The organism is Rhizobium leguminosarum bv. trifolii WSM2297 (assembly GCF_000271845.1).
In genome coordinates, this window is sequence record NZ_JH719393.1 from 790019 (window position 1) to 815641 (window position 25623).

General features: G+C 61.0%; 22 protein-coding genes. 8 read left to right on the forward strand and 14 right to left on the reverse strand.

Annotated elements, in window-relative coordinates; genetic code table 11:
* Window positions 1-31: 31 nt before the first annotated feature.
* The 3 genes from RLEG4DRAFT_RS07485 (at window position 32) to cydX (ending at window position 2993) form a co-directional block, all read left to right on the forward strand.
* On the forward strand, window positions 32-1612 hold the full coding sequence (locus tag RLEG4DRAFT_RS07485; RefSeq protein ID WP_003576581.1) for a cytochrome ubiquinol oxidase subunit I: 1581 nt from the start codon (window positions 32-34) through the stop codon (window positions 1610-1612).
* 6 nt (window positions 1613-1618) lie between these two features.
* Window positions 1619-2773 (forward strand): cytochrome d ubiquinol oxidase subunit II, encoded by a 1155-nt coding sequence (cydB, locus tag RLEG4DRAFT_RS07490; RefSeq protein WP_003576583.1) that lies wholly within the window; start codon window positions 1619-1621, stop codon window positions 2771-2773.
* Between the two features lie 97 nt (window positions 2774-2870).
* On the forward strand, window positions 2871-2993 hold the full coding sequence (gene cydX, locus RLEG4DRAFT_RS38525; RefSeq protein ID WP_003576584.1) for a cytochrome bd-I oxidase subunit CydX: 123 nt from the start codon (window positions 2871-2873) through the stop codon (window positions 2991-2993).
* Between the two features lie 44 nt (window positions 2994-3037).
* On the opposite strand, the gene RLEG4DRAFT_RS07500 is transcribed toward cydX, so the two are convergent.
* From RLEG4DRAFT_RS07500 to RLEG4DRAFT_RS07520, 5 genes are all read right to left on the reverse strand, one after another.
* Window positions 3038-5041: an aldo/keto reductase gene (locus tag RLEG4DRAFT_RS07500; protein WP_003576586.1), complete on the reverse strand. Its 2004-nt coding sequence runs from the start codon at window positions 5039-5041 to the stop codon at window positions 3038-3040.
* Between the two features lie 37 nt (window positions 5042-5078).
* Window positions 5079-6161, reverse strand: coding sequence for an ABC transporter ATP-binding protein (locus tag RLEG4DRAFT_RS07505; RefSeq protein ID WP_003576587.1), 1083 nt, complete (start codon window positions 6159-6161; stop codon window positions 5079-5081).
* Between the two features lie 18 nt (window positions 6162-6179).
* Complete coding sequence (locus RLEG4DRAFT_RS07510; protein WP_003576589.1) at window positions 6180-7016, reverse strand: carbohydrate ABC transporter permease; 837 nt, start codon at window positions 7014-7016, stop codon at window positions 6180-6182.
* The gene (locus RLEG4DRAFT_RS07515) at window positions 7013-7873 is read right to left on the reverse strand and encodes a carbohydrate ABC transporter permease (RefSeq protein WP_003576592.1); all 861 of its coding nucleotides are present in this window, start codon (window positions 7871-7873) and stop codon (window positions 7013-7015) included. The genes RLEG4DRAFT_RS07510 and RLEG4DRAFT_RS07515 overlap by 4 nt, the downstream gene beginning before the upstream one ends.
* A gap of 88 nt (window positions 7874-7961) precedes the next feature.
* Window positions 7962-9236, reverse strand: coding sequence for an ABC transporter substrate-binding protein (locus RLEG4DRAFT_RS07520; RefSeq protein WP_003576594.1), 1275 nt, complete (start codon window positions 9234-9236; stop codon window positions 7962-7964).
* An 86-nt stretch (window positions 9237-9322) separates the two neighbouring features.
* Between RLEG4DRAFT_RS07520 and RLEG4DRAFT_RS07525 the strand changes: the two genes are divergently transcribed.
* A complete protein-coding gene (locus RLEG4DRAFT_RS07525; protein ID WP_003576596.1) occupies window positions 9323-10243 on the forward strand; it encodes a helix-turn-helix domain-containing protein in 921 nt (306 codons plus the stop codon).
* Window positions 10244-10258: 15 nt separating this feature from the next.
* Here RLEG4DRAFT_RS07525 and RLEG4DRAFT_RS07530 read toward each other — a convergent pair whose 3' ends face one another.
* The 3 genes from RLEG4DRAFT_RS07530 to RLEG4DRAFT_RS07540 are packed head-to-tail and all read right to left on the reverse strand — an operon-like array spanning window position 10259 to window position 12788.
* Entirely contained in the window at window positions 10259-10654 is a 396-nt protein-coding gene (locus RLEG4DRAFT_RS07530; RefSeq protein WP_003576598.1) for a VOC family protein, read from the reverse strand.
* 18 nt (window positions 10655-10672) lie between these two features.
* The gene (locus tag RLEG4DRAFT_RS07535) at window positions 10673-11767 is read right to left on the reverse strand and encodes a Gfo/Idh/MocA family protein (protein ID WP_003576600.1); all 1095 of its coding nucleotides are present in this window, start codon (window positions 11765-11767) and stop codon (window positions 10673-10675) included.
* Between the two features lie 10 nt (window positions 11768-11777).
* Complete coding sequence (locus RLEG4DRAFT_RS07540) at window positions 11778-12788, reverse strand: Gfo/Idh/MocA family protein (protein ID WP_003576601.1); 1011 nt, start codon at window positions 12786-12788, stop codon at window positions 11778-11780.
* 368 nt (window positions 12789-13156) lie between these two features.
* On the opposite strand from RLEG4DRAFT_RS07540, the gene RLEG4DRAFT_RS07545 reads away from it, so the two are divergent.
* Window positions 13157-14317, forward strand: a complete 1161-nt coding sequence (locus RLEG4DRAFT_RS07545; RefSeq protein ID WP_003576603.1) for a fumarylacetoacetate hydrolase family protein — start codon at window positions 13157-13159, stop codon at window positions 14315-14317.
* Between the two features lie 59 nt (window positions 14318-14376).
* Here RLEG4DRAFT_RS07545 and scpA read toward each other — a convergent pair whose 3' ends face one another.
* The gene (gene scpA, locus RLEG4DRAFT_RS07550) at window positions 14377-16515 is read right to left on the reverse strand and encodes a methylmalonyl-CoA mutase (protein ID WP_003576605.1); all 2139 of its coding nucleotides are present in this window, start codon (window positions 16513-16515) and stop codon (window positions 14377-14379) included.
* Between the two features lie 98 nt (window positions 16516-16613).
* Here scpA and RLEG4DRAFT_RS07555 point away from each other — a divergent pair, with 98 nt between their 5' ends.
* A complete protein-coding gene (locus tag RLEG4DRAFT_RS07555) occupies window positions 16614-17972 on the forward strand; it encodes an LLM class flavin-dependent oxidoreductase (RefSeq protein WP_003576607.1) in 1359 nt (452 codons plus the stop codon).
* A gap of 1 nt (window position 17973) precedes the next feature.
* Here the strand turns inward: RLEG4DRAFT_RS07555 and RLEG4DRAFT_RS07560 are convergent, their stop codons facing one another.
* The 5 genes from RLEG4DRAFT_RS07560 to RLEG4DRAFT_RS07580 all read right to left on the reverse strand — a co-directional run bounded on the left by RLEG4DRAFT_RS07560 (window position 17974) and on the right by RLEG4DRAFT_RS07580 (window position 22842).
* Window positions 17974-18627, reverse strand: a complete 654-nt coding sequence (locus tag RLEG4DRAFT_RS07560; protein ID WP_003576609.1) for a methionine ABC transporter permease — start codon at window positions 18625-18627, stop codon at window positions 17974-17976.
* Entirely contained in the window at window positions 18608-19693 is a 1086-nt protein-coding gene (locus RLEG4DRAFT_RS07565) for a methionine ABC transporter ATP-binding protein (protein ID WP_003576610.1), read from the reverse strand. Before RLEG4DRAFT_RS07565 ends, RLEG4DRAFT_RS07560 begins: the two co-directional genes overlap by 20 nt.
* An 89-nt stretch (window positions 19694-19782) precedes the next feature.
* Window positions 19783-20622 (reverse strand): MetQ/NlpA family lipoprotein, encoded by an 840-nt coding sequence (locus tag RLEG4DRAFT_RS07570; RefSeq protein WP_003576612.1) that lies wholly within the window; start codon window positions 20620-20622, stop codon window positions 19783-19785.
* Between the two features lie 244 nt (window positions 20623-20866).
* Complete coding sequence (gene msuE / locus RLEG4DRAFT_RS07575; protein ID WP_003576614.1) at window positions 20867-21427, reverse strand: FMN reductase; 561 nt, start codon at window positions 21425-21427, stop codon at window positions 20867-20869.
* Window positions 21428-21639: 212 nt separating this feature from the next.
* On the reverse strand, window positions 21640-22842 hold the full coding sequence (locus RLEG4DRAFT_RS07580) for an MFS transporter (RefSeq protein WP_003576616.1): 1203 nt from the start codon (window positions 22840-22842) through the stop codon (window positions 21640-21642).
* 345 nt (window positions 22843-23187) lie between these two features.
* Here RLEG4DRAFT_RS07580 and RLEG4DRAFT_RS07585 point away from each other — a divergent pair, with 345 nt between their 5' ends.
* Both RLEG4DRAFT_RS07585 and RLEG4DRAFT_RS07590 read left to right on the forward strand, forming a co-directional pair.
* On the forward strand, window positions 23188-23646 hold the full coding sequence (locus RLEG4DRAFT_RS07585; RefSeq protein ID WP_003576618.1) for a helix-turn-helix domain-containing protein: 459 nt from the start codon (window positions 23188-23190) through the stop codon (window positions 23644-23646).
* 26 nt (window positions 23647-23672) lie between these two features.
* A complete protein-coding gene (locus RLEG4DRAFT_RS07590; protein ID WP_003576620.1) occupies window positions 23673-25622 on the forward strand; it encodes an SARP family transcriptional regulator in 1950 nt (649 codons plus the stop codon).
* The last annotated feature ends 1 nt before the right edge of the window (window position 25623 follow it).

Consider the following 25623-nt stretch of genomic DNA (forward strand, 5'->3'; position numbering starts at 1 on the left):
CCGTACCCCCTGGGACCGTGGGAGAAAGACTATGGAACTAGATATCGTCGCGCTATCGCGCTTCCAATTTGCGCTGACGGCGCTTTACCACTTCCTGTTCGTACCGCTGACGCTCGGCCTGTCCGTGCTCTTGGCGATCATGGAAACCGTCTATGTCATGACCGGCCGCCAGATCTGGCGGCAGATGACGAAATTCTGGGGCACGCTGTTCGGCATCAATTTCGTGATCGGCGTCGCCACCGGCATCGTCATGGAATTCCAGTTCGGCATGAACTGGAGTTATTACAGCTATTATGTCGGTGACATCTTCGGGGCGCCTCTGGCGATCGAAGGCCTGATGGCTTTCTTCCTCGAGGCGACCTTCGTCGGCCTGTTCTTCTTCGGCTGGGACAAGCTGTCGAAGGTCGGGCATCTGGTCGCCACCTGGGCGGTGGCGCTCGGCTCGAATTTTTCCGCACTCTGGATCCTCATCGCCAATGGCTGGATGCAGAACCCCGTGGGATCGGCGCTCAATCCGCAGACGTTGCGCATGGAGATAACAAGCTTCTTCGACGTGGTCTTCAACCCTGTCGCCCAGGCGAAGTTCGTCCATACGGTGTCGGCGGGTTATGTCTGCGCCTCGATCTTCGTGCTCGGCGTCTCGGCCTGGTATGTGCTGAAGGGCCGGCATATCGAGCTTGCCAAACGGTCGATGACGGTGGCCGCCTCCTTCGGCCTTGCCTCGGCGCTCTCCGTCGTCGTCCTTGGCGACGAGAGCGGTTACCTCGCGACCGAGAACCAGAAGATGAAGCTCGCGGCGATCGAGGGCATGTGGAAGACGGAACCGGCTCCGGCCGCCTTCACTGCCTTCGGCTTCCCTGATCAGGACGCGCGCGAGACGCATTTCGCCGTCCATATCCCCTGGGTCATGGGGCTGATCGGCACACGCTCGCTGACAACGGAGATCCCCGGCATCGACAAGCTCGAACAGCAGGCCGAGACCCGCATCCGCGACGGCATCAAGGCTTACGATGCGTTGATGCAGATCCGTGCCGCACCCGCGCAGGATCAGGTGGCACAGGAAGTGCGCTCCTCCTTCGAGGATCTCGGCCATGATCTCGGTTATGCCCTTCTTCTGAAGCGCTATGTCGACGATCCGCGTCAGGCGACCGACGCGCAGATCGTCCAGGCTGCGCGCGATACGATCCCGCATGTGCCGACGCTCTTCTGGTCCTTCCGCATCATGGTCGGCCTCGGCATCTTCTTCATCCTGTTGACCGCAACTTTTTTCTGGCTGTCGGCCCGCCGCCATCTCGAAAAATATCCGCTGCTGCTGCGGATTGCCGTGCTGGCGATCCCCCTGCCCTTTGTCGCGATCGAGCTTGGCTGGGTCGTTGCCGAGTTCGGCCGCCAGCCTTGGGTGATCGAAGGCGTTCTGCCGACGGCGGCGGCCGTCTCCAGCCTCGGGGCCGGCACCGTGCTGCTGACGATCATCGGTTTTGCCGCACTCTATACGGTGCTGATCGTCATCGAAATGAGCCTGATGATCAAGGCGATCAAACAGGGGCCGGAGCCGGACGACGAGCCGGAAGCCGTCCTGATTTCCGAAACCCTCGTCCCGGCGGCGGAGTGACCTGCCATGATCCTTCACGAACTCATCGATTATGAAACCCTGCGCGTCATCTGGTGGCTGCTGCTCGGCGTGATACTGATCGCCTTTGCGACCACCGGCGGCTTCGACCTCGGCGTCGGCACGCTTCTGCCTTTCGTCGCCAGGACCGACACCGAACGACGCGTGGTGATCAACACCGTCGGCGCCACCTGGGAAGGCAACCAGGTCTGGTTGATCCTTGGCGGCGGTGCCATCTTCGCCGCCTGGCCGCCGCTTTATGCGGTCTCCTTCTCGGGCTTCTATCTGGCGATGTTTGCGATCCTCTTTGCGCTCATCCTGCGCCCGGTCGGCTTCAAATACCGGTCGAAGCGGGAAAGCGCCACTTGGCGCAACGGCTGGGACTGGGCGCTTTTCATCGGTGGCTTCGTGCCATCGCTGATCTTCGGCGTCGCCGTCGGCAACGTGCTGCAAGGCGTGCCCTTCCGCTTTGCCGACGATATGCGGATTTTCTACGAAGGCTCGTTCTTCGGTCTGCTCAACCCTTATGCGCTGCTTTGCGGGCTGCTTTCCCTCGCCATGCTGACGATGCACGGCGCGGCCTGGCTGGTGCTGAAGGCGAGCGGTCCGGTTGCGGAGCGGGCCAGAAGCTATGGCAGCATCGCCGCCCTTGCCGCCATCGTGCTTTTTGCGCTTGGCGGGCTCTTCCTGTGGATCGGCGTCGACGGCTACCGCATCACCAGCGATATCAGCCCGATCGGGCCGTCCAATCCGCTGCTGAAGACCGCGGTGCTCGAAAAGGGCGCATGGCTTGTCAATTACACCACGCATCCGTGGATGATCATCGCACCGGTCCTCGGTTTTGCCGGCGCGGCCTTGGCCTTCTTTGCCATGCGGGCAAGGCGCGAGATCATGACGCTGCTTTTCAGCAAGGTCGCGATATCGGGCATCATCTCGACGGTCGGCCTCTCGATGTTCCCGTTCATCTTGCCCTCCTCGCTCGATGCGCGATCGAGCCTGACGGTCTGGGATGCATCTTCCAGCCACATGACGCTGTTCATCATGCTGGTTGTGTCGGCGATATTCCTGCCGATCATCTTTGCCTACACGGCCTGGGTCTACAAGGTTCTGTGGGGCAAGGTCGACGAGAAATCCGTCACCGACAAAAACAGCCACGCCTACTAGAGCGGGTCAACAACCGATCCAACCTTTAATTTTACGCAATTCCGGACGGAAAACCGCTTCGCACTTTTCCTGGAATTGCTCTGAGGGAGACAAAACGATGTGGTATTTCGCATGGATCCTCGGCCTGCCGCTGGCAGCCGCCTTCGCCGTCCTCAACGCCATGTGGTATGAGCTGATGGACGACGCCGCCGGAAACAAGGCGTCCGAAACGCGCAATTAGATATGGAAAGGGCGCGGTTTCAGACCGCGCCCTTCCTTGTTGTCTCAGCCTTCCAGCCACTTTACTTGATCTGGCGTCAGCTTAAAGTCGAGCGCCGAAAGACTGTCTTCCAGTTCGGCGACGGTGCGCGGTCCGATCAGCGGAATGACCGGGAAAGGCTGGGCGATCACATAGGCAAGCGCGATATGGATCGGATTGCGGCCGAGCTTGTTGGCAAGCTCGATGGCGCGGTCGCGGCGTCCGAAGTTACGCTCGGAATACCAGACCCGCACGATCTCCTCATCATCCCGCTTGTCGCGGCCGGCGCGATCGGTGAAGAAGCCGCGGCCTTGGCTCGACCAGGCAAAGTTCGGGATCTGCTTCTCGTTCAGCCACTTTTTCCAGTCGTCATCGGAGGCGGCGACACAGCCGGCCCAGATCGGATCGAGCATCTCGGCAAGCGAGAAGTTATTGGAGAGCGCCGCCGGCGGCGCCTTGCCGGTCTTTTCCGCATAGGCGATTGCCTCGTCGAAACGTGCCCGCGTCCAGTTCGAGCCACCGAAGATGCCGCGGATGCGCCCGCGCTTGACCTCGGCATCCATGGCATCGACGAACTCGCCGACGGGAACGTCGGTATTGTCGCGATGCATGAAATAGATGTCGACATAGTCGGTCTTCAGCCGGGCGAGCGATTGGTCGAGCTGCTTGGCGATCATATCGGGATAGCAGAGCGGTGAATGCGCGCCCTTGCCAATCAGCACGATCTCCTCGCGCGGCACCTTGCGGCTGGTGTGCCAGTCGCCGAAGATCGCCTCCGTCTTGCCGGCGCCATAGACATAGGCCGTATCGAAGGCATTGCCGCCAGCCTCATAGAAAGCGTCGAGCGTCAGCGAGGCGGCGGCGAAGTTCGGGAAGAACTCGAAGCCGAGCGTGACGACCGAGGCCGGCTTGGAGATGCCGGGAATCTGGCGCTGGGGAATGCTGTTGCCGCGAGCAACCGTGCCGCCTGATATGTTGGCCGTGCGCTTTGCGGCTTTCTCGACGCCGTATTCGAGGCCGACAGAGGCCCGCCACTGGTCGAGCACGCGCAGGTTTCCGATCGAATCCGCCCAGCTCATGCCGGGAGCGCTGAACTCGTTTCTGCCGGCGCGGATCGCATCGCCTGCCGCATCGGCCTCGAAGGAGTAGAGCCAGCGATCTTCCTTGACCTCGACGGTTTCTCGGCTGCCGCTCTTGAAGATCTCGATCTTGCCGGTGCCGCCCTTGTGGCCGGAGGCGAACCAGAAGTCGGCGACCTCGATGCGGCCCTCGGAGCCGATGATGCGCAGCACATTGTCCTGCTGCGCCATGATCGAGCAGGAGACTTCGGCGATGATCTCGTTCGGGAATTTGAGCACGGCCGACGCCCATTCGTCGACGCCGCTCTCGCCGAGATGGGCGACGCCCGAAACTTTCTCCGGCTCGAGGAAGGCCTTACCTTCCGTGGCGCCGGCAATCAGCCTTGCCATCGAGACCGGGTAGCCGCCGACATCTAGAATACCGCCGCCGGCGGTATCATTGGCGAACAGCCGATGTTCCGGCCTGTAGCTGCCCATATTGAAGCCGAAGCTCGAGCGGATGATGCGGACGGTGCCAATGACGCCGCTCCTGATCAGTTCGACCAGCTTTTCCGTCTGCGGATGCACGCGGTACATGAAGGCCTCGCCGGCAAAGACGCCAGCTTTCTTCGCTTCGTAATAAACGGCTTCGGCATCATAGGCCGAAAGTGCGATTGGCTTCTCGACGAGAATATGCTTGCCGGCGCGCGCGGCCTTGATCGCCCATTCGGCATGGCCGGTGTGGGGGACGGAGATATAGACCGCATCAACTTCGGGGTCGGAAAGCAGCGCCTCGTAGCCATTGACGATGCGGGCGCCGGGGAAATTTTCGGCAAGTCCCGGCTTGGAAGGATTGCGGGTGGCGATCGCCACCAGTTTGCCGGTTCTGGAATGGGCGACGCCGTCTGCGAAGGTGCGAGCGATGGTGCCGGGGCCGATGATGCCCCAGCGGATCGGGTGATCGGAAGTCATGGAAACCTCTTTCGTCTTTCTGCCTTGGGATTGCGGTTTAGCGAAGCCGTTTGCCGGCGCCGTCGAAAAGGAATGTGTGGCTTGCGGGAAGACCGACGGTCAGTGTCTCGCGGTTGCCGGCGGTGCGCGATTCCGGGCGCTCGATGATCAGCTGTTCGTTGCCGATGGCGGCGTAGATGTAGCTGGTATTGCCGAGATGCTCGGCAACGTCGATTGCGACGGTGAGATCGGCATCGCCCATGCCGGCATCGACGAAATGCTCGGGACGGATGCCGAGCGTCACCTTCGTGCCGGCTTCGATGGGTTCGCTGAGGGGCAGCGGCAGGCGCGTATCGGCTTCGCTTTCCAACGCGATCACCACCCTGCCCGGCTGGCTCTCGACCACGACGGCTTTGAGGAAATTCATCTTCGGGGAGCCGACGAAACCGGCGACAAACTGGTTGGCGGGGTCGTCGTAAAGGTCGAGCGGCGCGCCGATCTGCTCGATATTGCCGGCGCGCAGCACGACGATCCGGTCGGCAAGTGTCATCGCTTCCGTCTGGTCGTGGGTGACGTAGATCATCGTCGTACCGAGCTGCTTGTGCAGCCTGGATATTTCGACGCGCATCTGCACGCGCAGTTCGGCATCGAGGTTCGACAAGGGCTCGTCGAACAGGAAAACCTCGGGTTCGCGGACGATTGCGCGGCCGATTGCGACGCGCTGGCGCTGACCGCCGGAAAGCTGCTTCGGCCTCCGCTTCATCAGCTCGGTGATCTGCAGGATCTCGGCGACATGGCGCACGCGCCGCTCGGTATCGGCCTTCGGATTGCCGTTCATCCGCAGACCGAAACTCAGGTTTTCCTCAACGGTGAGGTGCGGATAGAGCGCATAGGACTGGAAGACCATGGCGATGCCGCGATCGGCCGGCTCGACGTCGTTGACGACCCTGCCGCCGATCTGAAGCTCGCCGGAGGTAATATCCTCGAGACCCGCGATCATGCGCAGCAGCGTGGATTTTCCACAGCCGGAGGGACCGACGAAGACGACGAATTCGCCGTCCTTCACCTCCAGATTGGCGCCATGGATGATCTCAAAGCCGCCGAAGCGCTTGACGATATTGCTGAGTGAAAGCTCTGCCATGCAGCTCCCCGATTCCGATTACTTGATTGCGCCGGCCGCGATGCCGGCGATGAAATGGCGCTGGAGAGCCACGAAGACGACGAGGATCGGCGCCGTCAGCAGCACCGCCCCGGCCATGATGCCGCCCCAGGAAACCTTGGTGAGGCCGATCAGCGTTCCCAATGCCACCGGCGCCGTCATCATTCCCGGTCTGGAATTGATGAGCAGCGGCCAGAGGTAATTGTTCCACGAGACGAGAAAGAGGATGATCGCCAATGCGGCCATCGTCGGTCGCGCCAACGGCAGGGCGATGCGCAGGAAGATCTGCCATTCCTTGACGCCTTCGACGCGTGCCGCATCGAAGAGTTCACCCGGCATCATCGAAAAGGACTGCCGCATGAACAGGACGCCGAGGGAATTAAAGAGCGGCGGCACGATCAATGCCACCCAGGTGTTCGCCAGCTTGAATTCGCGTGCCACCATGATGAATTGCGGGATGACGACCACCGAGAAAGGCAGCGTGATCGTGCCGAGAATGATGGCGATGACGATGGAGCGGCCAACGAAACGATAACGCGCCAGCGCCCACCCCGCCATCGAGGTCAGCATCACCGAGAGCACGGTGTAGATCATCGCGACGCCGATGGAGATCACCATAGCGCCGATGAAGTCGGTATCGGCCTGCAGGTTCTTGAAATTCGCGACGAAGTTGGTCGATGGCCAGAGCACGATGTCGGGGCTGAAGATGCCGTTGTCAGGCATTGTCGAGAAGACGAACATCATCCAGAGCGGAAACAGCCAGATCAGCGCCAGCGGCGCCAGCGCAGCGTGCAGCGCGATCTGACGGATGAGAAGGGATTGCGACTTGGATCTCATTTCGGGTCCCTCCCGATCCAGAGATTGAAGAGGGAGATCACCACCGCGAGAGCAGCCATCGTATAGGCGATCGCCGAGGCATAGCCGAAGTTCAGCGAGGTGAAACCCTGGCGATAGAGGAAGAGGCCAAGTGTCTCCGTACCGCCGCCCGGACCACCGCGATTGGTGATGAGGAACGGCTCGGTAAAGAGCTGCATGGTGCCGATCACCGAGAGCACCACACAGAAGAGGATGATCGGTTTTAAGAGCGGAAGGGTGATGTGGAAGAACTGCTGCACCTTGCTCACCCGGTCGAGCGTCGCTGCCTCGTAGACATCGTCCGGAATAGACTGCAGGCCGGCGAGGATGATGATGGCATTATAGCCGGCCCAGCGCCATGTGACGGCGAGGATGATCACGGCCATAGCGGCATTGGCGTTGTCGAACCAGGATACCGGGCTGAAGCCGACCGCTGCGATCATCTTGTTGATGATGCCGAAATCGAGGCTGAACATCAGCCGGAACACAGCGGCATAGGCGACCTCGCCGACAACGACGGGGGCAAAGAAGGCGAAACGGAAAAGCGGGCGCGCTTTCAAGAGCGGCGAATTGAGCAGCACGGCCATGACGGTCGCCAGCGCGATCATCACGGGAACCTGGATCACCAGGATGATCAGCGTGTTGTAGAGAGCGTTATAGAAGGCGGGGTCGTAGAAGAGCCGGCCCCAATTGGCCTGGAAACTGTATTTCCACGGATTGATGCGGGTGTTTTGAAAGGAAATCAGGAATGAATCGATGATCGGCCAGACCCAGAAGGTGGCAAAAACCAGCAGATAGGGGGCGAGGAACGCATAGGCGCTCCGGGTTCTGAATGGCATCGAGCCTCCTCCACATAAAACGAATGAATGACCCGCCCGCCCGAAGGCAGGCAGAAAGCCGGGCGCCTGAAGCGCCCGGCATCGTCATTCATTGCGCGACCGGAAGACCGGTTGCCGAAGCGATCTGCTTGGCGGCATCGTCGAGGGCCGTCTTCGCATCGGGATAGCCGCCGGCGAAGAATTTCGCCTGCGTTGCCTTGAAGATGCCTTCAGCATCGCTCTGGAAGGCGGTGCCGCGGCTCGGTACGATCTTCGGCAGCGTCGCCAGGATATCGGCCCAGACCTTCTGGCCGCCCCAATAGGGCTGCGGCTCGCTGACGAAGGGATCCTTCTCGGCAGAAAGCAGCGACGGGACCAAGCCGAATTCCTTCAGCATGGTGACCTGACCCTCGTTCGTACCAAGGGCGTAGTTGACGAATTTCCAGGCCGCGTCCTTGTTTGCCGAGGTCGCCGAAATGGCGAGCGACGAACCGCCGAGATTGGCGGCATGCGGGCCATCGGCCGTCAGGCTCGGCATTCTGTAGACGCCCCACTTGCCCTTGAGATCAGGCGAGGTCGAGCGCACGGTGCCTTCATACCAGCCGCCATAGAGCTGGCTTGCCGCTTTGCCAGCGGTATTGGCCTGGATCTTCTCGTCCCAGTTGGCCGCAGTCAGCGTGCCCGCGTCTTTCATCTCCTTCACCTTTTGCAGCGAAGCGACGCAGGCCGGCTGGTTGATGGTGATGTTCTGGCCATCGGTCGAGAAATAGCCGCAGCCCTGTTCATTGGCGATCATGCGGAACCATTCGCTGTCGCCGTTGAAATCGGCCTGCGCCATGACGACGCCGGGATTGGCAGCAGAAATCTTCTTGCCGGCGGCGATGAAATCGTCCCAGGTGCTGATCGTGCTCGGATCGACGCCGGCCTTTTCGTACATGTCGCGGCGGTAGAAGACGGCGACCGGACCGGAATCCCAGGGCATGGCATAAGCGACATCGCCGACCTCAAGTTCGGTGCGCTTGAAGTCGGGGAACTTCGCCTGGATATCGGCCGTGTAGCCGAGCTCCTTCAGATTGGCGAAGCAATCCGGGAAACGGCTCCAGAAGATTTCAGCCTCGAAATTCTCAATGCTGACAATATCAGGCAGGCCGTCGCCGCCGGCAGCGCAGGCAGCGAGCGTCTTGTCGAACACCTGGCTGTTTCCAAGGTCCTCGACGGTGACCTTGATATCGGGAAACTGTTTGTTGAAGCCTGGAAGCGTGGACTTCAATGCCGATGCGGCGACATTCCAGCTCCAGATGGTCAGATTGGCCGGTTCAGCGAATGCAGAGCCGGTAGCGAGCAGTGCGATAGCTGCGGTCGCAGCGAGAAGTTTGAAGCGCATTGAAAATCCTCCCTTTTCAATTGCCGATCTTTCACGAACGCGGTTAGACTATCTGCAAAGGAGCGGGTGTCTCCTAAAAAGGGAACATGGATTTGGCGGAAAGTAAGGTCGGCACGAGTGCAATCTATCAGCCCGGCGCAAGCAGCATCGAGGGTTCGCCGACGGCGCTGCAGATGTTTCATGCCCATCCGCTCGTCATGGCCATGCCGCACTGGCATGCCCAGGTCGAGGTCAACTACGTCATGCGTGGCACGGTTCATTATCGGATGAGTGACCACGAATTCCGGCTGAACGCCGGCGAAATGTGCCTGTTCTGGGGTGGGCAGCCGCATCAGATGGATGAATCCTCGGATGATTCGCTCTATGCCGGTGCCCATCTGCCGCTCATCTATTTCTTCCGGCTGCGTCTGCCGATCAGCATTTCCAGCCGGCTGATGAAGGGCGAGACGCTGCTGACCTCGGCAACCGATGCCGCCGACAACGAGAACTTCGCCCGCTGGTCTCGCTATTCCAAGTCTGGCGATGCCGCCAAGGCCCAGCACGCGGTCGACGAGTTGCTGCTGCGCATCGAGCGCATCGCACTCGAACCCTATTCGATGACGACGTCGAAGACGGCCGTCAGCCTGGAAGGCGATCAGCCACACCCGAATTCCTCACGCAGCGTCGCGCGCATGTGCGATTTCATCGCCGCCAATTTTCTGCACGACATCGATTCGGTCGATATCGCCCGCGCCGCCGACCTGCATCCGAAATATGCGATGAATCTGTTCAAGCGATCGACCGGCATGACGCTCAGCAAATATGTGACGCTGCTCAGGCTGTCGCGCGCCCAGGCGATGCTGATGAGCGAAGGCGCCAATGTGCTGCAGGTGGCGATGGACAGCGGCTTCGGCTCGATCAGCGCCTTCAACAAGTCCTTCCGTCACATCGCCGGCATGTCGCCATCGGACTTCCGCCGCGATATCCGGCTGGTGACGACGATCCCCGCCGGCGCCTTCCGGAATTAGCTCTGGATCCTTCGCCTACCGTTTCTCGGCGAGTTCGATCTGAATGCCGTCGGGATCGCGCAGGAAGGCGACCTTGTGCAGCACCTCGGCATTGACTGCCAGGCGCGGCCGCTCCTTGATCTCGATGCCGGCCTTTTCCAACCGGGCGAAGGCCTCATCGACACTTTCGAACAGGAAGGTCAGATGGCGCAGGCCAGCCGTACCCTCCGGCACATCGACCGCCCGTGCCGCACCACCCGCAGGTGCGACGATTTCGAGCATGCCGCCGCCGGCATCGAGAAAGGCGATCTCTCCGCCGTCAGCCATGACCTTGCGCAGATGCAGCTTGAGGCCGAGCAGGCCGCAGTAGAAATCGACCGTGCGGGCCATATCGCTGACCGTCATGCCGACATGCTCGAAGGACTTCAGCATGGAGTGTCCGTCCCCTGCTCAACCGGCAGCCGCGCGCCGTTCATCTTCCGGAAGCCAGGAGCGATAGAGCGGATGATCGGCAGCGATCGGCATCGGCGTCGGCTGGCCGGTGCGCTGCGAGAAGTAGGCTGATGTCACCAACTCCAGCGAATTGCGGGCATCCTGCAGCGTCACCGGCGGCTCCGTGTCTTCAATGATCGCTTGATGGAAGAGCTCGAATTGACGGGTGTAACCGTCCTCGCCGGGCACATAGGCGGCGAGTGCTGTGTCGATTTTCGCCTGGTGCTCCTCTGTTCCAGCGGTAAAGACCCAGGGATCGCGGCCCATTGTATAGGGCTCGAGGATGCTTTCGGCGACGAGATCGCTGAAGCAGAAGCGCAGCCGCGAGATTTCCTTGCGCGAGCCGAGCGTCATCGACAGCGTCGCCAGCGAGCCGTTCTGCATCTTCACCGAAAGGGCGGCCGTATCCTCGACCTCAATCGGATTGACCAGCGTCGCGCCATAGGAAAACACCTCGGCGCAGGGGCCATGCACATAGTTCAGCATGTCATGGGCGTGGATCGCATGGCCGAGAAGGCCGCCGCCGAGTTCGGTCGCCCATTTGCCGCGCCACGGCACGGCATAATAATCCGGGCCGCGCCACCAATGGGTCTCGATCGTCGTCAGAAACGGCTTGCCGGCAAGGCCGGTTTCGATCAGCAGCTTCAGCTTCTGCAGGCCGGAGCCGTAGCGATACTGGAAAATCGGCATCAGCTTCCGGCCGGGGAAACGGGCGAGGATGCGGCCCATCTCGTCGACCTCGGCGATGGAGCCGAAGAGCGGCTTCTCGCAGATCACGTGTTTGCCGGATTCGATCCCCTTGCGGCAGAGCTCGAAATGCGAGCTCGGCGGCGTCGAAATGTCGATGATGTCGAGATCGTCTCGGGCAAACAGCGAATCCGTATCCTGCGTGTATTCGCCGATGCCGTATTCCTCACACAGCGCCTTGCCGCGCTCCTCATCGAGCGAGCAGAGCACGGGCACCTCGAAGAGATCCTTGTTCCAGCCGAAGCCGGCCAGATGCCGCGCGGCAATGCCTGCGCCGATGACCCCGACGCGCAATTTCCTGGTCATGATATCCTCCTCAGCGAGCGCCGATCTGGGCGGCTTTCGCCTGGGCTTCGAGCGAAAGGCGGCAGACTTCGAAAACGTGATCCTGCGTCATCGCCGTCTGCGTGCGGTTGCCGACATCGGCGGTGAACGCATCGAAATAATCGAGTTTTTCGTCGCTGCAGTCGATATGGGTCATTTCCTTGCCGTTGACGAGGAAGAGGTGATCCTTGCCCGGGCGGCCGGCAATATCGATATATTTGCGCAGCTCAATATAACCCTCGGTGCCGAGGATGGTCAGGCGCCCATCACCCCAGGTCGGCAGCGCCTCCGGCGTGAACCAGTCGACGCGGATATAACCTGCCGCCTTGTCTGAGCGCAGCAGCACCTCGCCGAAATCCTGGAAGGCCGGCTTGTCGGGCATGCCGAAATTGCCGATCGAGCTGGCAACCACCTCGCCTGAGGTCGAGCCGGTATAGAACAGGAACTGGTCGACCTGATGCGAGGCGATATCGACGATGATGCCGCCGAAGGCTTCGGGGTCGAAGAACCAGTCCGGCCGGGTGGGCAGCTGCAGCCGGTGCGGACCGACGCCGAGCGTCTGGATCACCTTGCCGATCGCGCCGTCGGCGACGAGCTTGCCGGCTTTGACGGCAGAGCGCACGCAATGGCGTTCGGAAAAGCAGATCGAGAAGATCTTGCCGGTCTCGGCGACCGTACGCTTGACTTCTTCGAGCTGGGCGAAGGTCGTTACGCCGGGCTTGTCGGTCATCACGTCCTTGCCTGCTTTCATCGCGCGGATGGCAAGCCCGGCGCGGTCGCGCGGGATGGCGGCAATGCAGATGACATCGATCGACGGATCGTCGAACAGCTTTTCCCGGTCGATCTGCGGCGCATCGGGATAGGTCTTCTCGAAGGCCTCGCGCAATGCCGGCACTGAAGTTTTGGGGCAGTAACCGACAAACTCGCCGCCTGATGCCAGCAAGCCCTTCACGTGATCGAACGTATGCCCATGGTCGATTCCGACGACGGCAAATCTCAACATCGCTGCAATATCCTCCCGGGATTTTCTGAGCGCCGGCTGGCGCCGGCATCCGCATGTCGGGCAAAACAGATAACGAAAGCTGGCGTCTGTCAAGGCAAGATCAGCGATGAAATGGCCCATGCTAAGAATTAAATATATGAAATATAACGATTATTTTGTATCTAAATAGTTATTTTGCGTGCTTTCGGCGATTCGAAATTTGGCCAGAAGCCCGCAGTCGATCCGATCGGGCGAAAGTCTTTTTCCCAAGCCTCCCTTGCCCGACCTCGATGAATGTGATCGATTTCAGCCGCCGCCGGGCTGGAGGGCGGCAACGACCCTGAAAGATTTCAAAGAGCGCTCCCGGCTCGCTGTGATGGAAGATCGCCATGTCTCGTTCTCTTCTCGATGCCGCCGCTTCGGGTGGTCTTTTTGTCGGCCGCGTCTGGAATCCCGAGGTTGCCGGGCCGAGTGTCGTGACATTGCGGGACGGCCTGCTGCTCGACATCACCTCGCGCGAGACGCCGACGCTGAGCGCCCTGCTCGAGCGACAGGATGCCGCCGATTTTGTCCGTGCTGCCAAAGGCAAGGCGATCGGCTCACTGGAGGAAGTGGCCGCCAACAGCACCGGAGCGCCGGATGAGGCTCACCCCTATCTGCTGGCGCCTGTCGACCTGCAGGCGGTCAAGGCCTGCGGCGTCACTTTCGCGCAATCGATGATCGAGCGCGTCATCGAGGAGAAGGCCGCCGGCAATCCGGAGCGCGCCGCCTCGATCCGCGAGCGCGTCAGCACGCTGATCGGCGGCAGCCTGACCAATCTCAAGGCCGGTTCGCCCGAAGCAGCCAAGGTCAAGCAGGCGCTGATCGACGAGGGCATGTGGTCGCAATATCTCGAAGTCGGCATTGGCCCCGACGCTGAAGTTTTCACCAAGGCGCCGGTGCTGTCCTCGGTCGGCTGGGGTGCGGATGTCGGCCTGCACCCGATTTCGACCTGGAACAATCCCGAGCCCGAAATCGTGCTTTCGGTCAACAGCCGCGGCGAGATCCAGGGGGCGACGCTCGGCAATGACGTCAACCTGCGCGACGTCGAAGGCCGCTCGGCGCTGCTGCTCGGCAAGGCCAAAGACAACAACGCCTCCTGCTCGATCGGCCCCTTCATCCGCCTGTTCGATGCCGGTTACAGCCTGGAGGATGTGCGCAAGGCCGAACTCGACCTGAAGGTGTCAGGCCAGGATGGTTTCGTGTTGCACGGCAAGAGCTCGATGTCGCAGATCAGCCGCGACCCGACCGATCTCGTCAAACAGACGGTCGGTGCGCATCATCAGTATCCCGATGGTTTCATGCTCTTTCTCGGCACGCTGTTTGCGCCGACACAGGATCGCGACGCGGCGAAGCAGGGTTTCACCCATAAGATCGGCGATGTCGTCGAGATTTCCTCGGCCGGCCTCGGCACGCTCGTCAACACGGTACGCCTTTCCACCGAATGCCCGCCCTGGACCTTCGGCATTTCGGCGCTGATGAGCAACCTTGCAAAGCGTGGGTTGCTCTAAGCAATTCCAGCAAAAGTGTGCAGCGGTTTTTGCGTGCGGAATTGCGCAACTGTAATGAGCTATTGATTTCGCCGCCTGCCCTGCAGCAGGTCGAGGACGGAGTTTGCCGCTTCGAGGACATTGGTGCCCGGACCGAACACGGCTGCAACGCCATGTTCGTGCAGGAATTCATAGTCCTGCCGCGGGATGACGCCGCCGCAGACGACGATGATGTCGTCACCGCCCTTTTCCCTCAGCCTGTTGATCAGCTGCGGCAGCAGTGTCCTGTGCCCTGCCGCCAGCGACGAGACGCCGACGACATTGACCTTTTCATCGAGCGCCAACGCGACCGCCTCTTCGGGTGTCTGGAACAGCGGGCCGGCGAGCACATCGAAGCCGATATCGCCGAAGGCCGAGGCGATCACCTTGGCGCCGCGGTCGTGTCCGTCCTGACCGAGCTTGGCGACCATGATCTTCGGCCGGTGTCCCATTGCTTCCGTCACCTCCGTCATGCGCGACTTGAGCACGGCGAGCTCCGGCTCGTCGTCATAGGCCTCGCCATAGACGCCGGTGATGACCTCAGGCGTGGCCGTGTGATCGCCGAAGGCCTCGCGCATGGCGTCCGATATCTCGCCGACGGTGGCGCGGGCCCGCGCCGCTTCGATGGCGGCTTCGAGCAGGTTGCCGCGGCCGCTGCGTGCGGTCAGCGTCAAGGCGGCCAGTGTTTCGCGCACGGCGTTGCCGTCGCGGCGGCGCTTCGTTTCCTCGATGCGTTTGATCTGCGCGGTGCGCACTGCGCTGTTGTCGATCTCCAGAATGTCGATCGGCTGTTCGTTGTCGAGCCTGTAGCGGTTGACGCCGACGATGACCTCCTCGCCCTTGTCGACGGCTGCCTGGCGGCGGGCGGCGGCCTCCTCGATCAGCCGTTTCGGCAGGCCGTCATTGACGGCCTTGGTCATGCCGCCCAATGCCTCCACCTCCTCGATCAGCGCCCATGCCTTGTCGGCAAGCTCCTTCGTCAGGCTCTCGACGTAATAGGAACCGGCCAACGGATCGACCACCCTGGTGACACCGGTTTCGTGGCTCAGGATCAGCTGCGTATTGCGGGCGATGCGGGCTGAAAATTCCGTTGGCAGCGCGATCGCCTCGTCGAAGGAATTGGTGTGCAGCGACTGCGTGCCGCCGAGTACGGCCGACATCGCCTCGAAAGCGGTGCGGATGATGTTGTTATAGGGATCCTGCTCCTGCAGCGAGACGCCGGAGGTCTGGCAATGGGTGCGTAGCATCAGTGACGAGGCCTTTTTCGGCTGGAACTCCTCCATGATCTTCGTCCAGAGCAGCCGGGCGGCGCGCAGCTTGGCGGCCTCCATGAAGAAGTTCATGCCGATGGCGAAAAAGAAGGACAGCCTTCCGGCGAAATCATCGACGTTGAGACCCTTGGCGATCGCCGCTCTGACATATTCCCGGCCGTCAGCCAGGGTGAAGGCGAGTTCCTGCACCAACGTCGCGCCGGCTTCCTGCATGTGGTAGCCGGAAATCGAGATCGAGTTGAATTTCGGCATCTCCTTTGCGGTATATTCGATGATGTCGGCGACGATCCGCATCGAGGATTCCGGGGGGTAGATATAGGTGTTGCGGACCATAAACTCCTTGAGGATGTCGTTCTGGATGGTCCCGGACAGATCGGCCTTCGAAACGCCTTGCTCTTCGCCGGCAACGATGAAGGAGGCGAGGATCGGGATGACGGCACCGTTCATGGTCATCGACACCGACATGTCGGCAAGCGGAATGCCGTCGAACAGGATCTTCATGTCCTCAACACTGTCGATGGCGACACCGGCCTTGCCGACATCGCCTTCGACCCGCGGATGGTCGCTGTCATAACCGCGATGGGTGGCAAGATCGAAAGCGACCGACAGGCCCTTCTGGCCGGCGGCGAGGTTCTTCCGGTAGAACGCGTTCGACGCTTCCGCCGTCGAGAAGCCGGCATATTGGCGGATCGTCCAGGGCCGACCGGCATACATCGTCGCGCGCGGGCCGCGGGTAAAGGGCGAAAAACCGGGAAGCGAGCCGAGGTGGTCCGCACCCTCGAGATCCTCGGCCGTATAGAGTGGCTTGACGGCGATGCCTTCCGGCGTTTGCCAGTTCAGCGTTTCCGGCGCGGCGCGCAATTCCTTTTGCGCCAGCTCCGCCCAATCCGACAGCGTCTTTTTCGTCATGCCTTTCCTCCGGCTTATTTCGCCCGCACCCTACCATTTCACGGGATCGCCGTGCGATACCAATCCTTGATTTTTATTCCAGGCCCAGGATTCGTCTCATGAAGACAATGCAGATCTATGCCTTCGACATGAACTGCGTCGGGCATATCAACCACGGCCTGTGGACGCATCCGCGCGACCGGTCGGTCGAGTATACCGATCTCGACTACTGGACGGAGTTCGCCAGGACCGCCGAGCAAGGCAAGCTGGACGGCATCTTTCTCGCCGATATCGTCGGCGTTTATGACGTCTACAAGGGGAGCCCGGCGCCGGTAATCGAGACGGCGGCGCAAATCCCGGTCAACGATCCGCTGATCCCGATTTCGGCGATGGCCTATGTTACGAAAAATCTGGGTTTCGGCGTCACTGTCAATACTACCTACGAGCCGCCCTTTTTGCTGGCGCGGCGCATGTCGACGCTCGACCACCTGACCAAGGGGCGGATCGGCTGGAACATCGTCACGGGCTATCTCGATAGCGCTGCCCGCAGCATGGGTTTCGACACGCTGCCGGAGCATGATGCGCGTTACGATGCTGCCGAGGAATATCTTGAGATCGTCTACAAGCTCTGGGAGGGCAGCTGGGGCGACGATGCGGTGCTGCGCGACAAGTCGGGCGGCATTTATGCCGCTCCATCGAAGGTGCGTGCCGTCAGTCACGACGGCAAATATTACCGGATGGAGGGTATCCATCTTGCCGAACCCTCGCCCCAGCGCACGCCCCTGCTCTTCCAGGCCGGCGCTTCGGCCCGCGGGCAGGATTTTGCAGCCCGCCACGCCGAATGTGTCTTTATCGCCAGCCCGAACCCCGGGGCGGCCCGGCCGACCGTCCATGCGCTCCGGGCGAAGGCGGAGGCATTCGGCCGTGGCGGAGCGGCCTTGAAGATCGTGAATCTGATCACCGTTGTCGTCGGGCGGACGGAGAGGCAAGCGCAGGACAGATTGGAGGACTATCGCCGACATGCGAGCGTCGAAGCCTCGCTTGCGCACTACTCTGCCTCGATCGGCATCGACCTGGCGAAATACCAGCTGGATGACGTTGTCGACCAGAGCTCGACCAACGCCAATCAATCGGCGCTTGCTGCAATCACCAAGCAGGCGGCAAAGCCAGTGACGAAGCGAGAGATCGTCGACCAGATGGTGCTTGGCAGTCGGATTAAGCCGATGGTTGGCGCGCCGGAGCAGATCGCCGATCGCCTACAGACATGGATCGCCGAAGGCGATATCGACGGCTTCAACCTGGCACGGACAGTGGCACCGGAGAGCCTGCGGGATTTCGTCGAACTGGTGGTGCCGGTGCTGCAGGAGCTTGGCGTCTTCAAAGCGGACTATTCTGAGGGACCATTGCGGCAAAAACTCTTCGGCGGCGGGAACGGCAGATTGCCCGCCGCTCATCCCGCCGCCAGATTCCGGCGCTAACTTATTTATGGTCCAGCTTGGCAACCAGTCGATCGCCAATCCATTGGATGCCGCAGACGAGGACGATAAGGACGACCACCACCGTGATCATCACATCGGTTTCGAAGCGCTGATAGCCGTAGCGGATGGCCAGATCGCCGAGGCCGCCGGCGCCGATGGCACCCGCCATCGCCGAAGCGCCGATCAAGGTCACCAGCGTCACGGTGAAACCGGCGACGATGCCGGGCAGCGCTTCGGGCACCAGCACTTCGCGGATGATCGTCCAGCGGTTGCCGCCCATGGCGCGCACGGCATCGATCAGCCCGCGGTCGACCTCGCGCAGCGACACTTCGGCGATGCGGGCGTAATAGGGTGTCGCCGCGATGGCGAGCGGCACAATGGCCGCCCAGGTGCCCAGCGCCGTGCCGACGATCAGCCGCGTCAAGGGGATCAGTGCCACCAGCAGGATGATAAAAGGCACCGACCGGAAGCCGTTGATCACGGCGCCGAGCCCGCGGTTGATCCAAAGGTTTTCAGCAATGCCTCCGCGTGCCGTGACGACAAGGGCAAGACCGAGGGGTAGGCCGGCAACGAGCGAGATCACGCCTGAGGCGACGGTCATCAGGATCGTCTCCCAGAGGGAGCGTATCAGCAGTTCAAGCATGATCGGTGTCATAACCAAGCACCTCCACCCGGGCGGATCGGGCCATCAGAAATTGTTCGACCTTTCCGGCAAGCGCGGGGTCGCGCGTGGGAACGGCGACGAAGAACCGCGCCACCGGCTGGTTCTGGATGTGGTCGATGCCGCCATGGACGAGGCGGAAGGAATGCGGCAGCGCCGCCGAAAGTTCGGCAAACAGCGCGCCTTGGGCTTGCGGCCCGGCGAGATCGACGCTGAGGATCGCCTCGCTGCCCGCCTTCGCCGAAAGCCTACCGGCGATGTGGTCGGGAAGCTGCGGGCGGATGCCGCCGAGCAGGCTCCTGGTGATGGCGGCTTGTGGCTCGGCAAAGACCGACCAGACTTGCCCCTCTTCGACGATCCGCCCGGCGTCGATGACTGCGACGCGGTCGGCAATACCGCGCACAACTTCCATCTCATGGGTGATCAGCAGAATGGTCAGCCCGAGCTTACGGTTGATGTCCTTGAGCAGCGCCAGGATCGACCGCGTCGTTTCCGGGTCGAGCGCCGATGTTGCCTCGTCGGACAAAAGCAGCGCCGGGCGTGCCGCGAGTGCGCGGGCAATACCGACGCGCTGTTTCTGGCCGCCGGAGAGCGATGATGGATAGGCTTTCGCCTTGTCGGCAAGGCCGACGAGATCGAGCAGCTCATGCGCCCGCTGCAAGCGCTCTCTCCTGCCGACGCCCTCAATCTTCAGCGGCAGCGCGACATTCTCCTCCACGGTTTTGGCGGACAACAGGTTGAAATGCTGGAAGATCATGCCGATGCGACGACGCAGCGGCTGCAATTCCTGCTCGGCAAGCGCCGTGATATCGCGGCCTTCAATCAGGATCTCGCCGCTGTCGGCGCGCTCCAGGCCGTTCAGGCAGCGGATAAGCGTCGACTTCCCGGCGCCGCTGCGGCCGATGATCCCCAGGATCTCGCCTCTTTTCACCGTCAGCGAAACACCGTCGAGGGCTGGCGTGGTTCCGAAACGCCGCTTCACGTCGGTCAGCCTCACTACTTCGGTCACTGCCGCTTGCGGCTGTGCCTCGATCGCTGTCGCGGAAACAAAGGAATTCATGTGCTTTTCCTGACAAATATTGAAGGCGGCCCGGGCAGGGAACGCCCGGACCGCCTCTCGGCAGGCCTTAACCCCGGCCCGATTTCGGATCAATAGGCGCTGAGACCTGTCCCCTTGTAGACCTTGTCAAATTCGGCCTTGACGGTGTCGTTCTGATAGGAAGACACGAGTGTCTTGACCCAGTCGGCGTCTTTATTGTCGTCCTTGACGGCAATGAAGTTGCGGTATGGATTATCAGTGATCGGCTCCTGGGCAATGCGTTCGGCCGGAGAAAGGCCGCTCTTCAGGGCCCAGTCGGTGTTGACGACACCGGCATCCAGATCGTCGATCGAACGGCCGACGATGCCGGCGTCGAGTTCCTTGATCTCGATCTTCTTCGGATTGTCGGTGACATCGGCGACGGTTGCGAGAATGCCGGTGCCTTCCTTCAGTTTGATCAGGCCTTCACTCTGGAGAACGCGTAGCGCCCGTCCTTCGTTCGAGGGATCATTGGGAACGCCGATGACAGCACCTTCCGGGATTTCGGCAACTGACTTGTACTTCTTGGTGTAGAGGCCGATCGGCCAGACGCCGGTATAGCCGACGCGAGTGATGTGATAGCCGTGCTGCTTGATCTGGTTATCGAGATAGGGTTGGTGCTGGAAGGCGTTGGCGTCAACCTCGCCGCGCTCCAGCGCTTCATTCGGCTGTGTGTAGTCGTTGAAAATAACGGTCTCGATCTTGAGGCCCTTCTTGGCCGCCTCGCTGGTGACCACGCGCCAGATGTCCTCCTCCTCGCCGGCCATAATGCCGACCTTGATCGACTTGTCCTCGGCGAAGGAAGGAGCGGGCGCTGCAAAAGCAAAGAGCGCAGCAGCGGAAACGGCGACGGCGGCAAGGGCCGCACGGCGCGAAAGCTGGAAGTCGTGAAGATTTTTTTTCTTGGTCATTTTGTATCCCGTCTGACTGAATGAGGCCAATCGCCCCGAGCCGGCTGATCATGGCAAATGCACGCATCAGGAGCGAAGCACGAACGTCTGATGTGTGGGAGGGGTCGGAAAAACTCTTGCCCCCCTGTCGATATCGGCAGGATAAATTTCCATAAAAATTGTGGATTACACCCGCCCGCAAGCATTATCTAAAAAACGAAAACGGCGCCTCCGGGGCGCCGTTTCAAGCCATTTCCTGCCCGCTTCATTCGGCCGCGATAAGCGCCTGATTGCTGATCGGAAAGAAGGCTGCGAGCTCGCCGATGACCTCCCCGATCCGCTTGGAAAGCGGTTCGGATGAGACGCGATAGTCGGTGAAGTCGCGATCGGATGCGTAGACCGCCGTCGGCAGCGTGTGAGACATGAAGAAGCCGAAGAGCGGGCGCAGCTGGTGCTCCACCATCAGCGCATGCCGGTCGCCGCCACCTGTTGCGGTGATGATGATCGGCTTGGCGCGCAGTTCATGCGGGTCGATCAGATCGATCAGATGTTTGAACAGGCCGGGATAGCTGCCCTTATAGGTCGGCGCGCCGATGACCAGCAGGTCGGCATGGATGATATCGTCGATGACTTCCATGGCGCGACTGTCGAGATCGTCACGGCGCAGCGCCTGGCCAAGCGAAGGGCCGACATCGGTCAGATCGTAGAGGGTGTTGTCGAAGCCGTATTTCTCGCCGGCCAGGCCGGCGATGTTTTCGACCAGCGTGAAGGTCTTCGAGGGACGGTTGAAGCTACCCGCAAGGCCGACCAGTTTGTAAGCAGACATGCCATTTCCTTCCAAAATCATTCGACCGATTATTGGATAGATATTATCTATAAAAATAGTGGATTAAAGAAATGCTGATCCCTCTTCACCATGATGAGGAGAAAAATACATTCTCATCTGCAGGCGATCGCCACTTGAGAGACCGCACCATCCGTCAAGCCCGGAATATGGGATATTGCGGGCCCGATGCGTTGTCGAAGCGCGATATCGCTTCAGGCCGGTTTTGGCTTCGGGATGCGCGGCAGGAAGATCGTCAGCAGGCCGAGAAGCGGCAGGTAGGAGCAGATGCGATAGACAAAGTCGATGCCATGGGTGTCGGCGAAACTGCCGAGCAGCGCCGCACCCAGCCCCCCTGCCCCGAAGGCAAAACCGAAGAAGACGCCGGCAATCAGCCCGACGCGTCCGGGCACCAGTTCCTGTGCGAAGACGACGATTGCCGAGAAGGCCGAAGCGAAAATCAGGCCGATGGCGACGCTGAGCACGCCCGTCCAGAAAAGGTTTGCATAGGGCAGCATCAGCGCGAAAGGAATGACGCCGAGGATCGAGAACCAGATGACGAAACGGGCGCCGAAGCGATCGCCGATCGGTCCGCCCAGGAACGTGCCGACGGCGACCGAGCCGAGGAACAGGAAGAGCATCAGCTGTGCCTGCTGGACGCTGAGCGCAAACTTGTCGATGACATAGAAGGTGAAGTAGCTCGACACGCTCGCCATGTAGACGTTCTTCGTCGCCGTCAGCAGCACGAGGATGGCGAGCGCCCAGACGACCCTGTTCTGCGGCAGCGGCAGAGCCCGGCTCACCGCCGGCTTGCTGGCGTTCTGACGACGATGGCCAATATACCAGTTTCCGACCCAGCTCAGCACGACCATGCCGAGCATGGCGATGGCGGCAAACCAGGAGACGCTGTGCTGGCCGAGCGGCAGCACGATAAAAGCCGCGAGCAGCGGACCGATCGCCTGGCCGGCATTGCCGCCGACCTGGAAGAAGGACTGTGCGAAACCGTGGCGACCGCCGGAGGCAAGCCGGGCGACGCGCGAGGATTCCGGATGAAAGACCGCCGAACCGAAGCCGATCAGGCTGGCGGCGACGAGTAGCAGTGCGAAACTGCCGGCATTGCCGAGCAGGATGAGGCCGCAAAAGGTGCTCGCCATTCCGACCGGCAGTGAATAGGGCATCGGCCAACGGTCGGTGACGATGCCGACCAGCGGCTGCAGAAGAGACGCCGTGACCTGGAACGTCATTGTAAGCAGGCCGATCTGCACGAAATCGAGATCGTAATTCGCCTTGAACAGCGGATAGAGCGAGGCGAGCAGCGACTGCATGATATCATTCAGCATGTGGCAGAAGCTGACTGCCACCAGGATAGACATCGTTGTTTTTTCGAAACGGGGCGCGCTCTCGGCAACGGTTGCCATGGACATTTCTCCTCGACGGCCCGGTTGGTTGCCGTGCCGCGTCGCTTTGTTCGATGGATTTCGGGCGATCGGGGCTGGGAAAGAGGATCAAGCGACGGTCGCTTAAGTGCATCTAGCGTAAGCCGGGAGGCAATTACAGCCCAGTTTCATCAGGATCGGTACGGCTTTTGTTCGATTTGCGCTTTTGCCGATGGATTTCTGCATGGTCTTTTCGGGCTTTCATATTACAGTCGATCGCGATCATCGCATATCGAATAAGCTATATGAAAACAAAGCATGGAAAAACAACGCGGGGGATACTACAGCTTGAACGATTGAAAATACGATCGAGGCTGAAAACACGCGATGAATGTCAAGACACCGAATGCAATAGACGGCTATGTCGGATCGCGCATACGAATGCGCCGGCAGCTGCTCGGGATGAGCCAGGAACGGCTTGCCGAGCAAATCGGCGTGACCTTTCAGCAGGTTCAGAAATACGAGAAGGGCATCAACCGCATCGGCGCGAGCCGTCTGCAGCGAATCGCCGAGGTGCTTCACACGTCGCCGAGCTTCTTCTTTGAACAGGAAAATTCCGAGCCGTTGACGCTGCAAGGGCTGGATCTGCCCGCAAATACGGATCCGGTCGCCCAATTTCTGCGAACGAAAGAGGGATTGGTGCTCAATCGCGCCTTTCTGAAGATCGCCGACCGGAATATCCGAGGAACGATCATCGCACTGGTGAATGCGATGGCGCAGGCGGAAAGCCGCGGTGTAACATTGGGCACTCCGGTAGCGGACAGTACACTTCCGCTTGGAGAATAGTCAGGCAGTCGGCAGGCAATATCCGCATGAAGCTCAGGCTCGAGTCATTTGGTGAGTTGCGGCTGATCGACCCGGCCGGTAAACCAGCGGCGTTCCCGGAAAAGGGCCTGCTGGCCATTTGTTATCTGCTGGACCGCGATCTGCGAGACGGGACTGGTAGCGAATATCCGCGGCCGGCGCTGGCGCGCTTCTTGTGGGACAGCCATGACAACTCCGACATCATGGCCAACCTGCGAAAGACCATATCGCGCATTCAGGCGCGTCAAATCGAACTCGGTACCGAGCTTCTGGCCTTCACGGCGACCGGTGTGCGGGTCAGGCCAGATGCATTTTCCGGTGATCTCTTCGAACTCACCAACCCCGAAGGCGAAGGCGCAGTTGACAGGCTGCAGCGGCTGGTTGCCCTCCTTCGACAGGATTTCCTGGCTGGGCTCGCCGACCAGAGCGTTAATACGCGGCAATGGATCGCCGGCCAGCGCGACAGGCACATGGCCGTCCTGGTGGATGCGCTGAAGACGGCGCTGCCAATGGCCCAGTCGCGAGAGGATGTCAGCCTGATCAAGGAGGCGGCGCTTAGGATTTTCCGCGAGGCACCGGATGACGAGAACATTCGTCGTATCCTTCTCGATGCCTATGAGTCCGAAGGAGAGCTGGAGAAGGCGCGCCGGCTTTTCGAAAGGAGCAAGCACGAGCTGGAAAGCGAATTCGATATCGGCCTTGACGTGCAGGCGCTGCGAGAGGTCCGCAAAATCTTCGCCGGTGGTCAACCACCGCAGAGCGTTGCGATGCCGCTCAGCGACGGCGGCGTTCGCGTTCCCGGTCCCCTGCCCCGTCTGGTGCTGCTGCCGCCGGGTGGGACCGGTGCGGTCGGCGCCGTGCCGATGCTCTCCGAGGCGCTGATCGAGGACGTGACCATCGGCCTTTGCACACTGAATACGGTTTCGGTGGTGGCGCCCCATACGGCCGCTCGCATCGCACACAATGCCGACAAGGCTGAGCTGATACTGCGCCATTCGATTTCCTATGTTCTCGACACGAGGCTGACCGATCGTGCCGGCAGCCCTGCGCTCTTTGTCCAGCTCATTTATGCCGGCAGCGATGAAGTCATCTGGGCCGAGCGTTTCAGCCTCGAGAAATACGAACTGATAACCCACCGGCGCGAAATCGCCCGGCAGATCGCCAGAGAGCTTGCCGGGCAGGTCCGCCGGCATGAAACCATGCGCGATTCCTTCGAGGGCAATTCGGCCGCCTATCACAGCTACCTTCTCGGTCTGCGGGATGTGAAGCGGCTTGCCCTCCCCGATGTACGCCGGTCCCGAAAGGCTTTCCGCGAGGCGCTTCAACACAGCGCACATTTTGCCCCTGCGCTCAGCGGATTGTCGCGCACGTTTCTCGTCGAGTGGCTGCTGACGGCACGTGGCGACAGCGAGTTGCTCGGGCTTGCGGAGGACTATGCGAACCGGGCGATCGCCGCCGATCCGTCTTTTGCGGCCGGCTTTCGTGAGCTCGGCGTTGCCAAACTTTATCTCGGGGACCTTGATGAAAGCGTCCTGGCGTTGAAGCTCGCGGAAGAGCTCAGCCCGCATTATGCCGACGGCATTGCGAGTTATGCCGATACGCTCGTCCATGCGTCGCGCCCTGCCGATGCCTTGGCCAAGATCGAGCGGGCCATCTCACTCAATCCGCTGAGCCCGACCGACTATCTATGGACGGCGGCCGGCGCGAATTTCGCCCTCGGCCATTATGCCGAGGCGCTCGAGCAGATCGCCCTAATGGACGACCGCACACCGGCCGACCGGCTTTCGGCTGCCTGCTGGGCCATGCTCGGCGATATGAAAAACGCGCGTCTCTATATGCGCAAGGTGCGTGAGATCTATCCGGATTTCGATGTCGACAAATGGCTTTCCGTCGTCCCCTTCAAGGAACAATGGCAGAAGGAACAGTATCGGGAGGCGTTACGCAGGGCTGGCTTCTGAA

Coding starts and splice junctions, on each gene's coding strand:
- RLEG4DRAFT_RS07485 (WP_003576581.1), top strand. CDS start 32: ATGGAACTAGATATCGTCGCGCTATCGCGCTTCCAATTTGCGCTGACG.
- cydB (WP_003576583.1), top strand. CDS start 1,619: ATGATCCTTCACGAACTCATCGATTATGAAACCCTGCGCGTCATCTGG.
- cydX (WP_003576584.1), top strand. CDS start 2,871: ATGTGGTATTTCGCATGGATCCTCGGCCTGCCGCTGGCAGCCGCCTTC.
- RLEG4DRAFT_RS07500 (WP_003576586.1), bottom strand. CDS start 5,041: ATGACTTCCGATCACCCGATCCGCTGGGGCATCATCGGCCCCGGCACC.
- RLEG4DRAFT_RS07505 (WP_003576587.1), bottom strand. CDS start 6,161: ATGGCAGAGCTTTCACTCAGCAATATCGTCAAGCGCTTCGGCGGCTTT.
- RLEG4DRAFT_RS07510 (WP_003576589.1), bottom strand. CDS start 7,016: ATGAGATCCAAGTCGCAATCCCTTCTCATCCGTCAGATCGCGCTGCAC.
- RLEG4DRAFT_RS07515 (WP_003576592.1), bottom strand. CDS start 7,873: ATGCCATTCAGAACCCGGAGCGCCTATGCGTTCCTCGCCCCCTATCTG.
- RLEG4DRAFT_RS07520 (WP_003576594.1), bottom strand. CDS start 9,236: ATGCGCTTCAAACTTCTCGCTGCGACCGCAGCTATCGCACTGCTCGCT.
- RLEG4DRAFT_RS07525 (WP_003576596.1), top strand. CDS start 9,323: ATGGATTTGGCGGAAAGTAAGGTCGGCACGAGTGCAATCTATCAGCCC.
- RLEG4DRAFT_RS07530 (WP_003576598.1), bottom strand. CDS start 10,654: ATGCTGAAGTCCTTCGAGCATGTCGGCATGACGGTCAGCGATATGGCC.
- RLEG4DRAFT_RS07535 (WP_003576600.1), bottom strand. CDS start 11,767: ATGACCAGGAAATTGCGCGTCGGGGTCATCGGCGCAGGCATTGCCGCG.
- RLEG4DRAFT_RS07540 (WP_003576601.1), bottom strand. CDS start 12,788: ATGTTGAGATTTGCCGTCGTCGGAATCGACCATGGGCATACGTTCGAT.
- RLEG4DRAFT_RS07545 (WP_003576603.1), top strand. CDS start 13,157: ATGTCTCGTTCTCTTCTCGATGCCGCCGCTTCGGGTGGTCTTTTTGTC.
- scpA (WP_003576605.1), bottom strand. CDS start 16,515: ATGACGAAAAAGACGCTGTCGGATTGGGCGGAGCTGGCGCAAAAGGAA.
- RLEG4DRAFT_RS07555 (WP_003576607.1), top strand. CDS start 16,614: ATGAAGACAATGCAGATCTATGCCTTCGACATGAACTGCGTCGGGCAT.
- RLEG4DRAFT_RS07560 (WP_003576609.1), bottom strand. CDS start 18,627: ATGACACCGATCATGCTTGAACTGCTGATACGCTCCCTCTGGGAGACG.
- RLEG4DRAFT_RS07565 (WP_003576610.1), bottom strand. CDS start 19,693: ATGAATTCCTTTGTTTCCGCGACAGCGATCGAGGCACAGCCGCAAGCG.
- RLEG4DRAFT_RS07570 (WP_003576612.1), bottom strand. CDS start 20,622: ATGACCAAGAAAAAAAATCTTCACGACTTCCAGCTTTCGCGCCGTGCG.
- msuE (WP_003576614.1), bottom strand. CDS start 21,427: ATGTCTGCTTACAAACTGGTCGGCCTTGCGGGTAGCTTCAACCGTCCC.
- RLEG4DRAFT_RS07580 (WP_003576616.1), bottom strand. CDS start 22,842: ATGGCAACCGTTGCCGAGAGCGCGCCCCGTTTCGAAAAAACAACGATG.
- RLEG4DRAFT_RS07585 (WP_003576618.1), top strand. CDS start 23,188: ATGAATGTCAAGACACCGAATGCAATAGACGGCTATGTCGGATCGCGC.
- RLEG4DRAFT_RS07590 (WP_003576620.1), top strand. CDS start 23,673: ATGAAGCTCAGGCTCGAGTCATTTGGTGAGTTGCGGCTGATCGACCCG.